The 17647-nt window shown below is 60.5% G+C and carries 17 protein-coding genes; 4 read left to right on the forward strand and 13 right to left on the reverse strand.

The window, feature by feature from the left end; all coding sequences use genetic code 11:
* Entirely contained in the window at nucleotides 1–1248 is a 1248-nt protein-coding gene (locus QP363_RS02520) for an HRDC domain-containing protein (RefSeq protein ID WP_284762258.1), read from the forward strand.
* Here the strand turns inward: QP363_RS02520 and dxs are convergent.
* The 5 genes from dxs to dut all read right to left on the reverse strand — a co-directional run bounded on the left by dxs (nucleotide 1245) and on the right by dut (nucleotide 6788).
* Nucleotides 1245–3137: a 1-deoxy-D-xylulose-5-phosphate synthase gene (dxs, locus tag QP363_RS02525; RefSeq protein ID WP_070719189.1), complete on the reverse strand. Its 1893-nt coding sequence runs from the start codon at nucleotides 3135–3137 to the stop codon at nucleotides 1245–1247. The two genes, QP363_RS02520 and dxs, sit on opposite strands and share 4 nt — an antisense overlap.
* 114 nt (nucleotides 3138–3251) lie before the next feature.
* Complete coding sequence (locus QP363_RS02530) at nucleotides 3252–4544, reverse strand: class I SAM-dependent RNA methyltransferase (protein WP_070719187.1); 1293 nt, start codon at nucleotides 4542–4544, stop codon at nucleotides 3252–3254.
* Nucleotides 4541–5296 carry a DUF3159 domain-containing protein gene (locus tag QP363_RS02535; RefSeq protein ID WP_070446774.1) on the reverse strand — a complete coding sequence of 252 codons (756 nt, stop codon included), beginning with the start codon at nucleotides 5294–5296 and terminating at the stop codon, nucleotides 4541–4543. The genes QP363_RS02530 and QP363_RS02535 overlap by 4 nt, the downstream gene beginning before the upstream one ends.
* A gap of 55 nt (nucleotides 5297–5351) precedes the next feature.
* A complete protein-coding gene (locus tag QP363_RS02540) occupies nucleotides 5352–6266 on the reverse strand; it encodes a DUF3710 domain-containing protein (RefSeq protein WP_284762262.1) in 915 nt (304 codons plus the stop codon).
* A 45-nt stretch (nucleotides 6267–6311) separates the two neighbouring features.
* Complete coding sequence (gene dut / locus QP363_RS02545) at nucleotides 6312–6788, reverse strand: dUTP diphosphatase (protein ID WP_070446772.1); 477 nt, start codon at nucleotides 6786–6788, stop codon at nucleotides 6312–6314.
* 113 nt (nucleotides 6789–6901) lie between these two features.
* Between dut and QP363_RS02550 the strand changes: the two genes are divergently transcribed.
* Nucleotides 6902–7429: a DUF3093 domain-containing protein gene (locus QP363_RS02550; RefSeq protein ID WP_070446771.1), complete on the forward strand. Its 528-nt coding sequence runs from the start codon at nucleotides 6902–6904 to the stop codon at nucleotides 7427–7429.
* A 64-nt stretch (nucleotides 7430–7493) separates the two neighbouring features.
* Here QP363_RS02550 and QP363_RS02555 read toward each other — a convergent pair whose 3' ends face one another.
* Entirely contained in the window at nucleotides 7494–7784 is a 291-nt protein-coding gene (locus QP363_RS02555) for a DUF4193 domain-containing protein (RefSeq protein WP_070446770.1), read from the reverse strand.
* A 334-nt stretch (nucleotides 7785–8118) separates the two neighbouring features.
* On the opposite strand from QP363_RS02555, the gene ppgK reads away from it, so the two are divergent.
* Nucleotides 8119–8916: a polyphosphate--glucose phosphotransferase gene (ppgK, locus tag QP363_RS02560; RefSeq protein ID WP_070446769.1), complete on the forward strand. Its 798-nt coding sequence runs from the start codon at nucleotides 8119–8121 to the stop codon at nucleotides 8914–8916.
* A gap of 201 nt (nucleotides 8917–9117) precedes the next feature.
* A complete protein-coding gene (locus QP363_RS02565; protein ID WP_070711305.1) occupies nucleotides 9118–10575 on the forward strand; it encodes an RNA polymerase sigma factor in 1458 nt (485 codons plus the stop codon).
* Between the two features lie 88 nt (nucleotides 10576–10663).
* On the opposite strand, the gene dhaM is transcribed toward QP363_RS02565, so the two are convergent.
* The 7 genes from dhaM to QP363_RS02600 form a co-directional block, all read right to left on the reverse strand.
* Nucleotides 10664–11374 (reverse strand): dihydroxyacetone kinase phosphoryl donor subunit DhaM, encoded by a 711-nt coding sequence (dhaM, locus tag QP363_RS02570; protein WP_070446767.1) that lies wholly within the window; start codon nucleotides 11372–11374, stop codon nucleotides 10664–10666.
* Between the two features lie 3 nt (nucleotides 11375–11377).
* Entirely contained in the window at nucleotides 11378–12043 is a 666-nt protein-coding gene (dhaL, locus tag QP363_RS02575) for a dihydroxyacetone kinase subunit DhaL (RefSeq protein ID WP_070446766.1), read from the reverse strand.
* Between the two features lie 2 nt (nucleotides 12044–12045).
* Entirely contained in the window at nucleotides 12046–13047 is a 1002-nt protein-coding gene (gene dhaK, locus QP363_RS02580) for a dihydroxyacetone kinase subunit DhaK (RefSeq protein WP_284762340.1), read from the reverse strand.
* Nucleotides 13048–13171: 124 nt separating this feature from the next.
* Nucleotides 13172–14800 carry a DHA2 family efflux MFS transporter permease subunit gene (locus QP363_RS02585; RefSeq protein WP_284762268.1) on the reverse strand — a complete coding sequence of 543 codons (1629 nt, stop codon included), beginning with the start codon at nucleotides 14798–14800 and terminating at the stop codon, nucleotides 13172–13174.
* Between the two features lie 2 nt (nucleotides 14801–14802).
* A complete protein-coding gene (locus tag QP363_RS02590; protein WP_070644931.1) occupies nucleotides 14803–15249 on the reverse strand; it encodes a DUF2871 domain-containing protein in 447 nt (148 codons plus the stop codon).
* A 215-nt stretch (nucleotides 15250–15464) separates the two neighbouring features.
* Nucleotides 15465–17255: a DEAD/DEAH box helicase gene (locus tag QP363_RS02595; protein ID WP_070446762.1), complete on the reverse strand. Its 1791-nt coding sequence runs from the start codon at nucleotides 17253–17255 to the stop codon at nucleotides 15465–15467.
* Nucleotides 17256–17357: 102 nt separating this feature from the next.
* Entirely contained in the window at nucleotides 17358–17609 is a 252-nt protein-coding gene (locus tag QP363_RS02600) for a DUF3039 domain-containing protein (protein WP_012715089.1), read from the reverse strand.
* Between the last annotated feature and the right edge of the window lie 38 nt (nucleotides 17610–17647).

Below are 17647 nucleotides of genomic sequence, written 5' to 3' on the forward strand. Positions count from 1 at the left end.
ATGAGCGAATTGCGCCAGGTACCGGTTGATGGGACGCCGAAAGTCCTCCTTTCTCCCCGTGAGTTTCAAGCCGGTGCCGCCCGCTTAGCTGCGGGCACCGGGCCGTTTGCCATCGACACCGAACGCGCCTCGTCCTACCGTTTTGATGACCGCGCCTTCCTCGTGCAAATCCGCCGGGAGGGTGCAGGCACGTTCTTGTTCGCCCCGGAGCACCACCGCGATGAGCTCCGCGCAGCACTCGCACCGGTGCTCAATGGGCAAAAGTGGGTGGTCCATGCCGCCCCTTCCGATCTCCCGAGCCTAGCGTGGCTGGGCCTATACCCGGGCATGCTGTTCGATACCGAGTTAGCTGCCCGCTTCGCCGGTTTCGCACACCCTAACTTGGCCGCAATGGTGCTGGAGCTTTTCGACGTTGAACTGGAAAAAGGCTACGGCGATTCCGACTGGTCCGAAACCCCCATCCCGCGGAAGTGGCGCAATTATGCGGCGCTCGACGTGGAGCTTCTCAACGAGCTCGCCGTGACACTGCGAGATATTCTTGCGGAACAGGACAAGCTCGACTGGGCTTATGAAGAGTTTGAGAGGATTGTCGAAGACCACGCCCGCATCACTGGGCCTGAACCTAGGTCGTGGCGGGCCCTCAAGGGTGTCTCCTCTCTGCGCTCCCGAGAGCAACTCGTGGTAGCCCGTGAACTGTGGCAGCGACGCGAATCCATCGCCCGCTCCCAAGACATCGCCCCTAACCGAGTACTGCCGCACCGTGTGCTCGTCGACATCGCGCGCCGCGTGCCCCGGTCGCCGCACGAAATCAATCAAGTTAAAGGCTTCCCCCGCCGCCGCGGCGGCGCCACCTTGCGCTGGTTCGATGCCGTCGAGACCGCCCTTGCTAGCCCGCGCCAGCAGTGGCCGAAGGCGTTGCGCAGCCCACGCCCGGTTCCTTCCAAATCAGCTTTTAACCGAGATTTCCCCGAGCTGTGGCAGCTCTATACCGAGATCCGTAGTGATTTCGAGGCTCTCGGTGAAGAGCTGGGCATGAGCTACGAGCTGATCCTCAAACCCAGCTTGGTCCGCGCTGTAGTCTGGGCGGCCTGCGGACCTGAAGGCGGTGTGGCGGGCGAAATCGCAGCAGACGCCGATATCCCCGATTTCCTGCGTTCCCAAGGTGCGCGCGAATGGCAGGTAGAGCTATCCGCGCCGCTCCTGCGTCGCGGTCTAGCGCGAATACGCTGTATGCCACCGCGCCTCTAGCTCCGAGCAGCTACCCACTCATTCACGGAGTCCGTGATTCCCTCCGGGGTCAACCCGAATTCCTCAAGGATTTCTCCGCGGCTGGCATGCTTGGGGAAGCACCCAGGAACACCAAGGCGGTGGACTGGGGTATCCACATCCGCGGCGTCGAGTGCTTCCGCCACCATGGAACCCACGCCGCCCCGCAAGAGGCCATCCTCTACCGTGACCACAAGATCATGATCAGCAGCGAGTGCAACGATGGATTGCGGGACCGGCACCGGCCAGCGCGGATCCACGACGGTGACGTTGAAACCTTGGGCTTCGAGCAGCTCAGCTGCTCCCAGGGAACGCGCACTCATGGCACCGATAGCGACGATAAGTACATCAGTGGCCTCCGCCGCAGCAGCATCGGAATAGCTCAGGATATCTACCCCGTCATCGAGGCGCTTGAGTTCGTCGCGGTCATCAAGGAGGTTGCCCTTGGGGAAGCGCACCACCGTGGGGCCATCCTCAATAGCGATGGCCTCATTAAAGAGCTCACGCAGGCGTGCGCCATCGCGCGGCGCGGCAATGCGCATCCCCGGGACGATGCTCATCAACGCCATGTCCCACACTCCGTTGTGCGAAGGGCCATCAGAGCCCGTGACACCGGCGCGGTCGAGCACGATGGTGACGGGCAGCTTGAGCAGCGCGATGTCCATGACGACTTGGTCCACTGCACGGTTAAGGAAGGTGGAGTACACCGCCACTACCGGATGCATTCCGGCCAGCGCCAGACCGGAGGCGGAGGCCATGGCATGCTGTTCGGCGATGCCAACGTCGAAGAATCGCTCCGGGAATTCCTCCTGGAAGGGCGCAAGACCCGTCGGCCCCGCCATAGCAGCGGTAATAGCCACGATATCCTCGCGCGCATGACCGGCCTTGATGAGTTCCTCGGAAAAGGCCGCAGTCCATCCCGGCTGCTTTTGCCCCTTGGAGACACCGGTGACCGGGTCGATAGCTCCGGTGGAGTGCATCTGGTCCTTCGGCTCATTGACCGCCGGGGCAAAGCCATGCCCCTTCTCCGTGACGGTGTGCACGATGATGGGACCGTCATAGTCCCGGGCATAACTCAGTGCCCGGACCACCGCGTCGATATCGTGGCCATTAATGGGGCCAATGTATTTGATTCCCAACTCTGGGAACATCTCGGTAGGCAGAACGGTGGACTTTACGCCCTCCTTGACCGCGTGCAGAGCATCAAAGGTACGCTCGCCTACCCAACCCATCGACTTCAGGCGTTTCTTGCCCAACTCCATGAACTCGTCATAACCATGCTGTGCACGAATACGCCCGAGGTTCTCCGAAAGGCCGCCAATGGTCGGCGAATAGGAGCGGCCATTGTCGTTAACGACGATGACGACGTTGCGGTCTTTATCCGCAGAGATGTTGTTCAATGCCTCCCAGCACATGCCACCGGTGAGGGCACCATCACCGACGACTGCCACGGCATTGCGGTGCGATTCACCGCGAATCTTGAAAGCCTTGGAAAGGCCGTCCACCGTGGATAGCGCTGCAGAAGCGTGCGAGGATTCGGTCCAGTCATGTTCCGATTCCCCACGGTCCGTGTACCCGGATAAGCCGCCCTTCTGGCGCAAGGAATCAAACTGGTTGGCACGGCCGGTGAGCATCTTGTGCACATAAGACTGGTGCGAGGTATCGAAGACGACGGGGTCCCGCGGGGAGTCGAAGACGCGGTGGATCGCCACCGTGAGCTCCACAACGCCCAGGTTGGGCCCGAGGTGACCGCCCGTGGCGGACACCTTCTCAATCAAGCGCTGGCGGATATCCGCCGCGAGCTCAACCAGTTGCGTCTTGCTCAGGGCTTTGAGATCGCCTGGTGATTGAATGGAATCCAGAATGCCCATAGAGCTTGCCTTAAACCCCTTCATCGATCGTTTTCTTCTCTACCACCGTACCCGCTTATACGCGTGACACGTCAATCATTACCCCGGGATCTTCCGCCGCGGATGCATCCTGCCTTATGCCGCAGGAACCAGCAGTGCCAAGGTCTCAAAATGGTGTGTTCCCGGAAAGGCATTCACCATAGCTAGGCGCTCCATGCGGTAGCCGCGCTCGGACCATGCAGCGATATCACGCGCAAACGTAGCGGGGTCACAGCCAATGTGGAGGACGCGCTGCGGCGCCGCAGCGGCAATGGCGTCCACCACCTCAACACCCGCACCGGTACGCGGAGGATCCAAAATGACCGTTGTTGGCCGCGGCAGCTGGCTTGCGGCCTGCTCCACCTTAGCTGTCCGGAAGTGCACATCAATTCCTGAAAGGCCCGGCTGCGCTGCCGCAGCCGCCGGCGAGTAATCGACGGAATACACCGTGGCGTGCCCACCCTCAGGTGCAGTGACTTCAGCCAGCGCGGGAACGAATAGCCCTACTCCTCCGTAGAGATCCCACGCTACTGCTGTGACCTCGGATCCCTTCGTTGCTTCGTGTTCTTCGGCCTCGCCTTCAGCCGCGAGCCACTGACGCGCAAGCCGTGTGTAGACATCAGGTGCGCCGATGTGTGCTTGCCAAAAGGCGGTGGGTGGGAAGTGAAACTCGTGGCCATCAGCGCGTTGAACTACGTCTTGCGTCGGCGCCTCGATGGTCTCCCGAATAGTCTCGATCCTCCGGCCGCGCGGCGCCTTCCGGGTTTCCACGACGTGGCGGTTACCGTCGCTGTCCATGACCGCAATGACCTCCGCGCCAGGGCTAAATGTGCGGGCTCCAGGACCGACCAGACCGCTGACAAGGCCCGGTACTAGCTGGCTGCACGCCACGTCCGTAACCAGTTCTGTGGATCCGCGCTTGCGCACACCAGCACGGCCTTGCTGGTCGACGCCCAACCGGACCCGCGTGCGCCACCCTCGCTGGGGCGCCACATCAATAGGCTCAATTTCTGGAATACTCTCAAGGCGTCCTACCCGGCGCAGCTGATCCCGCAAGACTGCGACCTTGATTCCCGGCTCCGCCGCTAGGTCTAGCTCAGCGAAGTCGCAGCACCCGGCACCACGCTGTGCCGCCGGGCAGGCAGATTCAACGCGGTCAGGGCTTGCCTTGAGCACAGCATCAATTTCGGCTTCCACGAAAGATTTCTTCACCTTGGTAGCCGTCACTGCTACCTGGTCTCCGGGAAAAGCGCCGGGGACAAAACACACACGCCCGTCGGGTGCTGCGCCGATTCCGACACCGCCGTGCCCCATGCGCTCGATGGAGGTACCGAAAGACTGGCCTTTGGTGATGGCTGCGCTCTCAGCGTTCCGCTCAGTCTTAGTCATGAGTTTTCTCCTTGTGTAATTCCGGAGCCCTGCGCTTCCTCAACAACAGCGTTGGCGCGACGCACCATCCAAACAGTCAAGATGGTGACGATACCGGTCAGCGGCCAGCCCATGAGGATGCGGACGATGCCGAGGGTTGTGGTCTCGTCGGCGTCGTACAGCGCGCGCTGCACTATGAACCGGGCGATGAAGACTGCGGCCCACCCCGCTGTTGCTAAGGCATAGGCCCGCCGTGCCTTCGGTACTGTGCGCCACCCCATGTCATCGCCGTTCAGGCCCTTCCAGACCACGCCCACGAGTGGCCAGCGCGCGATGATAGAGACCACCGCCACGATGAACAGCACGAGCGACATCCAGATTCCATAAAGGAAATAGCCCTTGGCATCCCCTGTAAACCAGGCAATAGCGGCGCAGATAGCTACGCCCAACAGGCCGGAAACAGCCGGCTGCAGGGTCTCTTTGCGGGCCAAACGCCACACGCTAATGGCCAATGCCACGCCGAGCGCCGCAGCCAGCGCTGGTCCCAGACCCCAGACGTTGTTGACTGGGATGAGAACCAGCACCGGTAGGGTCGCGGACACGAGCCCAGTCAGGCCTCCCATCTGTTCGAGCAACGATGGTTCCACCTCGGCATCCGGGACCACGGCCGTTGCCTGCGGTGACGTATCGGTACTCGGCCCCGCGGTATCTGCGGGGCTAGGGGCGGCGCCGCGCTCAGTGAAATCGTGCTCTTCAGGCGTAGGGGTGGTCACGTGTTTTAAGAATCCTTTTCGCTAGTGCCGGGGAGAGAAAACAACGTTTAAAGTTTTAGTTCTTCTCGTTGTCTTCGAGCTCCCGCAGCTGTTCGCGGGCTTGGGCCTCCGCGGCGTTCTCGACGCCCTCGGTAGCTGATGCGGCCTCCGGTGTTGCAGTGTTGTCGGCATCGGCAGCCTGCTGCTGGCGCTCCTTCAGGGCCTGCTGAACTTGCTCAGCCAGTTGCTGCGGCAGCATAACAGGAAGCGAACTTCCGGCCAGGATAGGCTCCTCACCACGGTAGATGAAGGTACGGGCGACGACTTCACGCCCCAGCTTTGCGAGCTCTTCTTCCTTGCCCGCCGGGGCGGCCAGGGTCAATCGGTACATCCACCGCGGCCCCTCCACGCCGATAATGCGGATCCCGCCTTTGTCGCTGGATCCAACAATTTCAGATCCCCAAGGCCCGTCCTCTGGGTGCGCGGCAAAACCATCGGCTTCCAAGCCTTGGACGATATCCTCCGCAGATTCCGCCCATTGCCCTGGCGTGCGCGGCGCGGCAAAGGCTACGGGGGTCATGCGGCCGTGCGGCGTAAGGATGTGGAGCATGCGCGGGCCGTCTTGGCCCATCTCCACCTGGACCTGCGAGCCCTTCGGCAGCGGGATGCGCATGGAACCCAGGTCCAGCAAACCAACCGAGAAGTCCTCAAAGTTGAACTCGGCAATATCAACGTTATCGCCGTCGTAGGGCCCCATTTCCCCGTTGATGGCATCATGTGCCACGGCCTTAATCCCGGTAACACCATGAGAATCATCGTTGGCTTCGCGGACTAGGCCAGCGCTGGATTCGGCAGGAGCCGAGGCAGCGGTATCGGCTACGGTCTCTGCTGCCTCCGGAGCAGCCTCGTCCTGACGGAGATCCGGGTTCTTCCCCGCGTCCTCGGTCTTATTCTCGTCCTTCTTCTTTTTGCCAAAGGGCCACATCGCCATGGTTTATGCCTTCCTTAATTCGTGTGTGTTACTGGTCTATTCGAGTCAGTTGACGCCAGTGGAGCCGTAACCGCCTTCACCGCGAGCGGTCTCATCGAGTTCCTCAACCTCACGGAAACCGACCAACTCCACGCGTTGCACAAGGAGTTGGGCAATACGCATTCCCCGCTCAACCTCAAAGGTCTCTACTGGGTCGTGGTTAATAAGGCAGACTTTAATCTCACCGCGGTACTCCGCATCGATGGTGCCTGGCGTGTTGACCACGGAAATCCCATGCTTGGCTGCCAGGCCGGACCGAGGGTGAACCAAGCCGACCGTGCCCATCGGCAGGGCAAGGGCTATACCCGTGCCAACCAAAGCCCGCTGGCCGGGACGCAGAGTGACATCGTGCGCAGCATAGAGATCCGCGCCGGCATCGCCACGGTGGGCGCGCTGCGGCAGCGGAAGCTCCTTATCAAGGCGCTTTACCTGAATCTGACCAAAAGGACTTACCGGTTCTACGAGGGGATGTTGCTCATTCACGCGGCCCAGCCTACCTTGCTCCCACCGTGCCGCACCCACGGGCTGGGGCCTGGAGGCTATGTCTACTCGGCGCGTTGGGTTCTCCCCTCCCCAGACGACTAGACTCTGAGGCCATGTCTTCGAGTTCTTCGTCTGCTTCCCCCTCGGCGGCTGCCGAATCCCCCGTCATCCTTTACCGCGAGCGCCAGTGGGTGCCGTGGCACTGGTGGTTGATGGCGGCCGCCGTTGTGGTGATCTCTACAGCCACGGTCAGCCTCAACCGCGGAATCATGTGGGTCATCATCCCCGCTATTCTGCTCAGCGCCATCGCCGCGTGGGTCCTCTTAGCATGGTCCAACACGGTGGTGCAGGTGGAACAGGATACCGACGGCACGCGGTGGCTCACCGTGAAGGATGCGCAGCTGCCACATGATGTTGTCGCCCGAAGCACCGCGGTGCCGGCCACCGCGCGTCGCAATGCGTTGGGCCCACAGCTCGATCCCGCTGCATTCCTTGTGACACATGGCTGGGTACCAGAACATGTGATGCTTGTCCTCGATGACCCAGAGGACCCAACACCTTATTGGCTCATTGGCTCAAAGAACCCCGACGAGCTACTTGCGGCCTTCGTGCCCGAACAGGCCGCTGCTGCCAAGGCTTAAACGCCGCGTGCAGAATCAGGAAGCTCGTTAGCTCATTGGTTCAACCAATTGGCCGACCAATGAGCTAAGCGCAGTCCATGCAGACGGGCTGCCCGTCTTCTTCGTGGTCCAGGCGCTTATTGGACTGCACCAAGTAGCACACGGAACAGGTGAACTCGTTTTCCTTGCGCGGCACGACAGTGACGTTGAGCTCCTCGCCCGTCAGGTCTACTGACGGCGGCTCAAAAGCCTCGACGATTTCGCCATCGTCATCCATGCCGTTGTTGTCATTTTCAGCCGCCTTCAGGCCCTCGAGGGAATCAGCCTCGAGCTCATCTTCAGCGCGGCGACGCGGTGCGTCATAATCGGTGGCCATAATGCTTGCCTCTGTGAGTCAGATAGATAGGTACGTGTATTTATCGACGGCATCCTAAACCACACAGGCCCGCGTGTCACACTCGCCCCGCCATGGGGGCACCATGCGACTCACCCTAATACCCCCTCCGCTCCTGCTTTCATGGTTCTAAGCTGTGCGTTTGCACCTTTCGTATCGTGGAAAATTTTTCTGGGTAAAGCTCCTCACACCCCACCCAATATGCATTGGGGCACGATGCATCGGACAGCGAAAATCGAAGTATTCTCCCCCACACCTTCGGCTTAAATACTGAAGTATCACCACATCATCGGGCGGCTAAACATAGACTGTCGGTATGACCGTGCAAGAATCACAGCAGCAGGACACGAATCCGAGCCCCCAGCACCATGGCCATGCCTTCGGCATCGATGTTGGAGGCTCCGGTATCAAAGGTGCCGTAGTAGACCTCGCGACAGGAGGGTTCGTCGGCGACCGCCTCAAGATCGCCACGCCACAGCCTGCCACCCCCGACGCCGTGGCCACGGTAATCGCGCAGATCGTCGCTGAGAAGAACTGGGACGGTCCTGTCGGAATCACCATGCCCGCGGTGGTCAAAGAACAGATTATTCGCAGCGCAGCGAATATTGATAAGTCATGGATCGGGGTCGATGCACAGGACTTGCTGGGCAAGTACCTCGCTGCTCCTTGTACTGTACTTAACGACGCCGACGCAGCCGGCCTCGCCGAGGTGGCCTACGGCGATGACGTCGCGCGCTCCGGCCCCGTTATCTTCCTTACGCTAGGCACCGGCATCGGCTCTGCCTTCCTACTAGATGGCCAGCTCTTCCCTAATACGGAGATCGGCCACCTCATCGTCGGGGAAAAGGAGGCAGAGCACCAAGCCTCGTCCGCAGTCAAGGATCGTGAGGGGCTCAAGACTAAGCATTGGGCAAAGCGCGTCAACCGAGTACTCCATGAATACGAGGCGCTTTTTAACCCCTCAGCTTTTGTCATCGGCGGTGGAATCTCTCGAAAGTTTGACAAGTGGGGCGAGCACCTGAGCATCGAAACCCCAGTCGTTGCAGCTCAGCTCCGCAATCGCGCGGGCATCGTCGGGGCCGCAATGGCAGCGAAGGAAGGCATTCGCCCATAAACCGAGCAGACCCTATCTTCCCCAGTCGACCCCAGTCACCGCCTAGTGACAAAAATGATCTATACTGGGCTGTCGATTATCGAATATCCAGCGGCGCGCCTCCCCTGCTCATTACGGAGGCGGGCTAGCATCGGGGACTAGTCGCGATAAACTTGCGCGTCCCCATAGTTTCCACTCAAAGAGCAAGTCGAAAGGGCGTACGTGGCAGCCACTGATTCTTCAGACCAGGTACTCGGCGAGGGCGAGAGCGCCTCCGAGGCATCTGCACCTGCACAGAAGACCGCCAAGAAGACGGCAAAAAAGACAGCCAAGAAGACGGCTAAGAAAACCGCGAAAAAGACTGCGAAGAAAACGGCTAAAAAGACCGCCAAGAAGGCTGCTAAGAAGACAACTCGCAAGTCTGCGCAGAAGGCGACGAAGAAAACCGCCAAGAAGACTGTGCGCAAGTCGGCAGCCAAGAAGGCAACCTCGCCTGAAAGCTCTGAATCTGCCGAAGAGCTCGCAGAGGATCAGAACGACGAGTTGGATGCCGAAACCAACGACGATGCCGATATCGACTTCGATCCGGACAACGCAGAGTTGGACGAGGACGACGAGTTCGGTGACGACGATGACGACCTCGAGGGCGAGGACTCTGAAGAAGAAGATGACGGCTCATCTGTCTGGGATGAGGATGAGTCCGCAGCCCTGCGCCAGGCTCGCAAGGATGCAGAGCTAACTGCCTCGGCAGACTCTGTCCGTGCCTACCTGAAGCAAATCGGCAAGGTCGCCCTGCTCAACGCAGAGCAGGAGGTATCCCTCGCCAAGCGCATCGAGGCCGGCTTATACGCTCAATACCGCATGGATGAGATGGAAAAGGCCCGCGCCGAGGGCGACAAGGCCGCCAAGCTCTCCCCCATGGAGAAGCGCGATATGCGCGCCATCGCCCGTGATGGACGCAAGGCAAAGAACCACCTCCTCGAAGCGAACCTCCGCCTCGTCGTGTCCTTGGCTAAGCGCTACACAGGCCGCGGCATGGCATTCTTGGACCTCATCCAGGAAGGCAACTTGGGCCTGATCCGTGCCGTTGAGAAATTTGACTACACCAAGGGTTATAAGTTCTCCACTTATGCCACGTGGTGGATTCGCCAGGCCATCACCCGCGCCATGGCGGACCAGGCCCGTACCATTCGCATTCCGGTGCACATGGTGGAGGTCATCAACAAGCTGGGCCGTATCCAGCGTGAGCTGTTGCAGGACTTGGGCCGCGAGCCTACCCCTCTGGAGCTGGCCAAGGAAATGGACATCACCGAGGAAAAGGTGCTGGAGATCCAGCAGTATGCCCGCGAGCCTATTTCCTTGGACCAGACCATCGGTGATGAGGGTGACTCCCAGCTCGGTGATTTCATCGAGGATTCCGAGGCCGTCATTGCCGTCGACGCTGTGTCCTTCACTTTGCTGCAGGACCAGCTCCAAGATGTGCTCACTACCCTTTCTGAGCGCGAGGCCGGCGTAGTTCGCCTGCGCTTCGGCCTGACCGATGGCATGCCGCGCACTTTAGACGAAATTGGCCAAGTCTACGGCGTTACCCGCGAGCGTATTCGCCAGATCGAGTCGAAGACCATGTCTAAGCTGCGCCACCCATCGCGTTCCCAGGTGCTGCGCGACTACCTGGACTAAGCAAACTGAAGAAATAAAGCGGCGAGGAGGTTTATCCCTCCTCGCCGCTTTTTCTTTGCCCTATACAGCCGGCAAACCCAAGGGCTTTCTAGCCTTCGATCCCCAGCTCAATGGCTGTGGCGATCCGATCGATAACGTCTTTATCGGAAACATCTCCGCTGATGGTCACCGAAGCGCCCTGGGATACCCCGAGAGACATCAGCATCATTGCAGAGTCTGCCTCTGCCGACTCTCCGTCACAGGAGAGGGTGACATCCCCTGCCGCTTCCGCCGCCAGCTCTGCAATCCTTGACGCCGGACGTGCATGCAGACCCGCCTCATCGGCCACAGTCACTGTCAGCGAGTACCCATCAGCGTTTGTTGCTAGGTCATCCTCGGCTGCAGACGCAGTGGCTGAGGGCTGCTTCGGAACGAAGACTTCGATGGCGCGTTCCGCGGCTTTGATCACGGCGGCGAGTCCATCGCCCTGCTGAGCGGCGGTGGCTGCTGCAATAGTGGATTCGACCAAGGGGGCATCGACAAACGTCACCGTGTCTTCGTCAAGGAACTCGAGAACGGACTCAACGGTCATCGTGGCCGAGCCCAAATCGGTGAGGACAACCACGCTAAGGCCTTGGCCACGTGCGTGGCTGATAGCCCCTTCGACGAGGTCAAAGGACGTTCCGATGCCGCCCTCCTCCAGACCACCGGCAGGAAGGATGGTCACGTCAGGAGCCATCTGAGCAGCAAGCTCAGTCAGACCTTCAGCGAGCTTTGCCGAGTGTGATACGAGAACGAGTCCAACGCGGGGTTGTGCCATATCCTATGCTTCCTCCTTGAGGGTTTCGGCGGCGCCCGCAGCCGCAGCGATGAAAAGTGCCGAGGATGTAGCGCCCGGATCCTTGTGTCCAGCAGAACGCTCCCCTAGGTAGGAAGCGCGGCCTTTCGTGGCCACCATCGGGATAGTCGCTTCCGCGCCTGTTGCTGCGGCGTCGGCAGCCGCGCGCAGCACTTGATCGGGGCTCTGTGCGGCATCCGCCGCAGCGCGAGCGGCCCGTGCGGCCGGCGCCCAGGCATCGACCATCGTCTTCTCCCCTTCAGAGGCCTTACCACGGGTGGCTATTCCCTCAAGCGCGGCCTCAATGAGAGCGGCCGTCGTAGGCGCATCGATCTCTCCAGAGCCTGCGGCCTTAGCCGCGCGTAAGAAAGCGGTTCCCAGCAATGGACCAGAGGCGCCACCAACGGTGGACATAAGCGTCTTTGCCGTCAGCTTCAACACATCAGCAACGTGAGACGTCTCCGGTGAGATATCCGAATCCACTTTCTCCGCGACAGCTCGGAAACCGCGGTCGACGTTTGCGCCATGGTCACTATCCCCGATGGCGCGGTCAAGCTCGATGAGTTCCTCGCGGTGTTCGTGTGCCGCTGCGGCGCAGTTTTTCATCCACGCCTGGGCCCACGCTGTTGACAAAGTTGCATTGTCGGTCATAATTACATTCCTTGGCGTAGTGCGGTGGTGTGGCACGGGGCATCAAAAAGCGCAAGGTCTTCCTCGTCCGCGCGCATGACTGTAACGGAGCAACCGGCCATATCTAGACTAGTAACGAAGTTACCCACGAGGGAACGCTCGATGCTAACACCCGCGTCCTTCAGACGCTGAGCCACACGACGGTAGACCACGTACAGCTCGGACGCCGGAGTAGCACCCATGCCGTTGACAAGGACAATGGTACGCTCCCCATCACCCAGCTTAAGGTCTGCCAACACCGGATCAAGCAGATGGTCAGTTACGTCGTCGGCAGAGACCAACGGAATTTCCTTGCGGCCCGGCTCCCCATGAATACCCACGCCGAGCTCGACTTCGTCTTCCCCGAGGTCAAAGGAGGGCTTGCCCACGTGTGGCACCGTGCAGGCACTCAGCGCTGCGCCCATGGTCGCGGTGTTTTCTACCACCTTCTTCGCCACAGCGGCCACCGCCGCGAGATCATCACCGCGCTCGGCTGCAGCACCCGCCAGCTTTTCTACCAACAGTGTGCCGGCAACACCGCGGCGACCAGCTGTAAAAGTGGAATCCTCCACCGCAACATCATCGTCCACGATGACCTGGCTGACCTCAATATCATCGAATTCCGCCAGCTCCGCCGCGGTGTCGAAGTTGAGAACATCGCCGGTGTAGTTCTTGACGATGTAGAGCACCCCCGCCCCGGCATTAGCTGCCTCCGTGGCCGCTTGGATTGCGTCCGGCGTTGGCGATGTAAACATGGCACCGGGCACTGCTGCATCCAACATGCCGTAGCCAACGAAGCCGGCATGCAGCGGCTCATGTCCAGAACCGCCCCCGGAGACTATGGCTACCTTGCCGTCTTCTTTCTTCTGCGAGCGGGACACAAAGAGAGGATCGGTGGATCGAGTGACTATGTCACCGTGTGCTAAAGCAAAGCCCTCCACGGATTCCTCTACTACGCTGTCCGGCGAGTTGATGAGCTTCTTCATCATCCTTCTCCTTAGGTTTTCATTGCCCTCGAGCACTCTTCTGGGAATGCTGCCGAGCCTACCCTCGCTACCGGACGGTCTGCCGAGACCAGCGTAACGCTCCTGTAGCCCCCGCCTCACCTTCTTAGCTCTTCGCGGCCTTTTGAACCTGCAACGCACCAAAGACACCGAGTACCAAGAACATCACTGCGGCCAGAAGCGACCATCGAGCTGCATCACTCATGCCTTCGCTCAACGCCTGCACCAACGCTGTTGTCTGTTCCCCAAAGGGTCCAGCCGCGCCCTGTGCGCGAAGTCCTGCGATGCTCGAGCCCGCGGACTGGCGGGTAGCTTCCGCCATGGCATCTGCGGCTGGGCCGACGACGTCGATGTCTTCGAGCGCCTTCGGCAACGCCAGTGCTAGGGCGACGGAAAAGACGGAACCAGAAACCGCGGTGCCGAGGGAAGAGCCGATCTGGCGGACCGTGCTCTGGGTAGCAGATGCCTGCCCCGAATTCGCTACCGGTATCTCGCTCAAGACCGTGCCCGTCAACTGCGCAGATGCGAACCCCAAGCCCACGCCATACAACACAAGCGGAAGCGCGATGACCCAGCCGCTAGTGTCCGGACTCAGGAGCATCGCGAGGATAAGCGCGCCGACAACTTCTAGGCCCAGACCTATGAGCACTGTTCCAGGAGCACCAAAGCGGCCAGCAACATGCCGTGCGGCGGCTCCCGAAATAAAGGCGCCGATTGCCATCGCCGCGAGCACGAGGCCAGCGGACATCACACTCAAGCCCAGCGCATTAATGAGGTACAGCGGGAGGATAAAAATAATCGCAAACTCACCGATAGCTACCGCGCCCGCGGTGATGTTTCCCCAGGAAAACGTGGAGTAGGAAAAGAGGCCCAGGTCCAGCAGCGCGGAGCGTTGTACTCGCTCACGGTGCTCCTCCCAGCGGATGAACAAACTGAAACTGATCGCGGCGATGAGCAGTGCAACTGGCACCGCAGATACCGGCGCGGTGGTGGGCCATGTCCAGCCGAACACCGTCAGCTCGGACTGTGGTGTCCACCAGCCAAGACTTGGCCCCTCAATCACCGCGAAAACAAGGGCTCCGAAGGCAATCGCGCTCAACTGTGCGCCATCGACGTCGACCCCGGGCCGTTTTTCGGGGCTACGGGTTTCCCGCACGCTGAGCACAGCTCCAACAGCCACGATGATGCCAATGGGAACATTGACCAGGAAGATCCAATGCCACGATACCCACTGGGTAAGCGCGCCACCGGCCAAAGGTCCGACGGCGGCGGCGCCAGAGATAACTGCGCCCCACACACCGAATGCAGCCGCGCGATACTTGCCTCGGAAAACGGCGTTCACCGTGGACAAGGTTGAGGGCATGATAAACGCTGCACCCACTGCTTGTACTGCACGCGCGGAAATGAGCGTGCCTGCGGAGTCCGCGAAACCCGCCCACACGCTGCCTGCTACGAAAATGCTAAGACCGGCGAGAAACGCTCGCTTGCGACCCCAACTATCCGCGATCTTTCCGGTGGACAACAACAGTGCGGCAAGCACTACCGCGTAGAGGCTGTTGACCCACTGCGCCTGAGTTATGTCCAGTTTGAGGTCAGTAATAATAGCCGGCAGCGCTACCCCGACGATGGTGCCATCAAGGACAATGACGCCCAGTCCTACCGACAAAACCGCAAGACTAATCCAGTCACGGCGGGTCGGCACCGCCGTGATGGAACCCGCTGTGGGCGACAACATGACTAGGCGCTCACGGGTGCCGGGGTGGAAGAGTTAGCCGGCTCCTTCAATGCGCGGCCAAGTGCGACAACGAAGAGAACGAGGCCAATCGTGATGAGGATGTGGCCAATACCGGCAATCCCGGCGATCATGGCGGTGGATTCCTCGCCCAACACGGTCAGGCTGCCGTGCCAGATTAGCATTCCAACGGTAAGCACGACACCAATGTTGTAGAACCAGAAGAAGGAGTTAAACAGCTTCTTATTCCGCGAGACGCCGAATACCTTGTCCACGACGAGGAAGATCAAAAACATCATGAATCCCAGCGCCAAGAGGTGGGTATGGGCCACGCCCAACTGGGTGAACTGGCCCTCCGGGAAATCATTTGCGCGTGTGAACTCACGGTAGAATAGTCCTGCTGCCAACCCCATAACGAGGTAGAAAATAGCTGCTCTATACAGGGACTTCATTACTTGTTCCTTCCTAGCCACGGTGTTGTGGCTGCTGCACCGAGGGTGTTATCTATCACGGCCAAAGCCTTCTGGTATCCATCCTGCTTGGCGCAGCCAGCACAGTCATCGAGTGGTCGGCTGACTTTGACATCAACCAACTAGTTGATCGCGCACCTAGCCCTCAGCCCGCAGCTCTCTTCTTCCCCGAATCCACGCCTACTCAGCGGCGCCAACTACCACTTGCGCAGATAATCGATGCGCTCTTGGAGCTGCTCGGCGTCGCACAACGCGGTGGGAGGGCCGCCGCAAGCCTTGCGGGCTTCAGTGTGAATAGCGCCGTGTGGGCGGCCGGTGCGTTGAGCGGTGATAGACACTACTGTGTTGAGCTCCTTGCGCAACGCGGAAATCTCATCCACCACACCTGACTGGGAACCGGTGCTGCTTGCCGATGCCTCCGCCCCGCGCTTGGGCGCATGCGGAGTGCCGTAGAGCTTGCGGCGTTGCTCCTCTGCCGCCTCTGCAGCCCGGCGCGCCTTCTCTTCTGCCTCGCGGCGGTCCAGCTCATCGGACTGCTTCTTGCGCAAAAGGTCCTTGACCTGGTCGGCGTCGAGAAGCCCGGGGATGCCGAGGAAATCCTCTTCTTCATCGGTGATATTGCCCGTGGTGAACTGCGAGCCGTTGTAAAGCAGTCCTGAAAATTCTGCTTCCGCGCCTAAGGATTCATAGGAAGGCTCGAGCATGTCCGGTTCGGACTTCTTCTTATTGGCGTCCTCGAGCAGCTCATCGTCCCAGCCATCCTTGTCGGGGTTTTTCTCCCCTCCCAGGACGTGGTCGCGCTGCTTCTCCATGTTCTCGGCAAGCCCCAAGAGCACCGGCACGGAAGGAAGAAAGACGGAGGCTGTCTCCCCTGGCATGCGGGAGCGCACGAAGCGCCCGATGGCCTGCGCGAAGAAGAGCGGTGTCGACGCAGAGGTGGCATACACGCCCACGGCGAGGCGGGGAACGTCGACGCCCTCCGACACCATGCGCACGGCCACCATCCACTCGTCGGTGGATTCAGAGAACTCTGCAATACGCGCCGAGGAGCCTGGGTCATCGGAGAGGATGACGGAGACGGGGGTATTGGAAATCTGCTTGAGGATCTTGGCGTAGGCGCGCGCGGTTGTCGTGTCGGTAGCGAGCACGAGACCGCCGGCATCCGGCATGTTGCGGCGCATCTGCATCAGCCGTGTGTGCGCCGCCTGCAGGACGGTGGGGATCCACTCGCCTTTCGGGTCGAGGGCCGTGCGCCATGCGCGGGCGGTCTGCTCCGGATTGAGAATATCGCCGAGCCGGGCCGCATGTTCCTCACCGGCGCTATCACGCCAGCGGGATTCGCCGGAGTAGCTGAGGAAGACGACGGGGCGCACGACACCGTCGGCAAGCGCATCGCCATAGCCATACGTGTGATCAGAGCGGGATACGAGGTGACCTTCCCCATCCTCCTCGTAGCGCACGAAGGGAATTTGCGAGTCATCGGAGCGAAAGGGGGTACCGGTCAGCGCGAGGCGGTGCTCCGCATCATCATAGGCTTCCCGCACGCCATCGCCCCAGCTCTTGGCATCACCGGCGTGGTGGATCTCATCGAGGATCACCAGGGTGCGCCGGGCTGAGGCCACCGCGCGGTGTTTGTACGGGTGCATGCCCACCTGCGCATAAGTCACCACGACACCGTCCATCGCGGGGTTGACTCCCGAGGAGTTTGTGAACTTGGGGTCGAGCGCTAAGCCAACGCGGGAGGCGGATTCCGACCACTGCACTTTGAGGTGCTCGGTGGGCACCACCACGATGACGCGCTCAACGGTGCGGTCCGCCATAAGCTCTGTGGCCACCCGCAGGGCGAAGGTGGTCTTACCTGCACCTGGCGTTGCCACCGCCATGAAATCCTTCGGCTTGGTGGCTAGGAACTTATCCAAAGCAGCGCGTTGCCACACGCGCAGCGAACCGTTATTGGCAAATCTCTGTGCTGGAGTCTGTGTAGACACGGTCAGCGACTATCCCCCTCTAGTTATCCCAACATCCCGCTTCTGTGAAGTTCTCTATCCCTAATGCTTGGCATCGACGCAGGATGAACGTCGATGCGCAGCTTAACGGCGGCGCAAGCTCTTATAGACGCGCTCGCAGTCAGGGCACACGGGCGAACCAGGTTTGGCTTGCTTGGTTACCGGGAAGGTCTCTCCGCACAGGGCAACGACGTACTTGCCGTTGACCGCGGAGTCGAGGATCTGGTTCTTCTTCACGTAGTGGAAGAACTTCGGGGTGTCGTCGTTGGTCGACGTATCCTCGCGGACATCAGGGCGCTCAATAGTCTTAGTCGTCGTACTCACGCCCACTATCATGCCGCATCAGTATCGAAGTTGGCGAGTCCTCCAGCTAC

Source organism: Corynebacterium sp. UMB6689, assembly GCF_030215295.1.
Taxonomy (GTDB): domain Bacteria; phylum Actinomycetota; class Actinomycetes; order Mycobacteriales; family Mycobacteriaceae; genus Corynebacterium; species Corynebacterium aurimucosum.

Bases quoted from the DNA above. Each gene is read 5' to 3' on its own strand.
- QP363_RS02520 (WP_284762258.1), top strand. From the start codon at position 1: ATGAGCGAATTGCGCCAGGTACCGGTTGATGGGACGCCGAAAGTCCTC.
- dxs (WP_070719189.1), bottom strand. From the start codon at position 3,137: ATGGGCATTCTGGATTCCATTCAATCACCAGGCGATCTCAAAGCCCTG.
- QP363_RS02530 (WP_070719187.1), bottom strand. From the start codon at position 4,544: ATGACTAAGACTGAGCGGAACGCTGAGAGCGCAGCCATCACCAAAGGC.
- QP363_RS02540 (WP_284762262.1), bottom strand. From the start codon at position 6,266: ATGGCGATGTGGCCCTTTGGCAAAAAGAAGAAGGACGAGAATAAGACC.
- QP363_RS02550 (WP_070446771.1), top strand. From the start codon at position 6,902: ATGTCTTCGAGTTCTTCGTCTGCTTCCCCCTCGGCGGCTGCCGAATCC.
- QP363_RS02555 (WP_070446770.1), bottom strand. From the start codon at position 7,784: ATGGCCACCGATTATGACGCACCGCGTCGCCGCGCTGAAGATGAGCTC.
- ppgK (WP_070446769.1), top strand. From the start codon at position 8,119: ATGACCGTGCAAGAATCACAGCAGCAGGACACGAATCCGAGCCCCCAG.
- dhaM (WP_070446767.1), bottom strand. From the start codon at position 11,374: ATGGCACAACCCCGCGTTGGACTCGTTCTCGTATCACACTCGGCAAAG.
- dhaL (WP_070446766.1), bottom strand. From the start codon at position 12,043: ATGACCGACAATGCAACTTTGTCAACAGCGTGGGCCCAGGCGTGGATG.
- dhaK (WP_284762340.1), bottom strand. From the start codon at position 13,047: ATGAAGAAGCTCATCAACTCGCCGGACAGCGTAGTAGAGGAATCCGTG.
- QP363_RS02585 (WP_284762268.1), bottom strand. From the start codon at position 14,800: ATGTTGTCGCCCACAGCGGGTTCCATCACGGCGGTGCCGACCCGCCGT.
- QP363_RS02590 (WP_070644931.1), bottom strand. From the start codon at position 15,249: ATGAAGTCCCTGTATAGAGCAGCTATTTTCTACCTCGTTATGGGGTTG.
- QP363_RS02600 (WP_012715089.1), bottom strand. From the start codon at position 17,609: ATGATAGTGGGCGTGAGTACGACGACTAAGACTATTGAGCGCCCTGAT.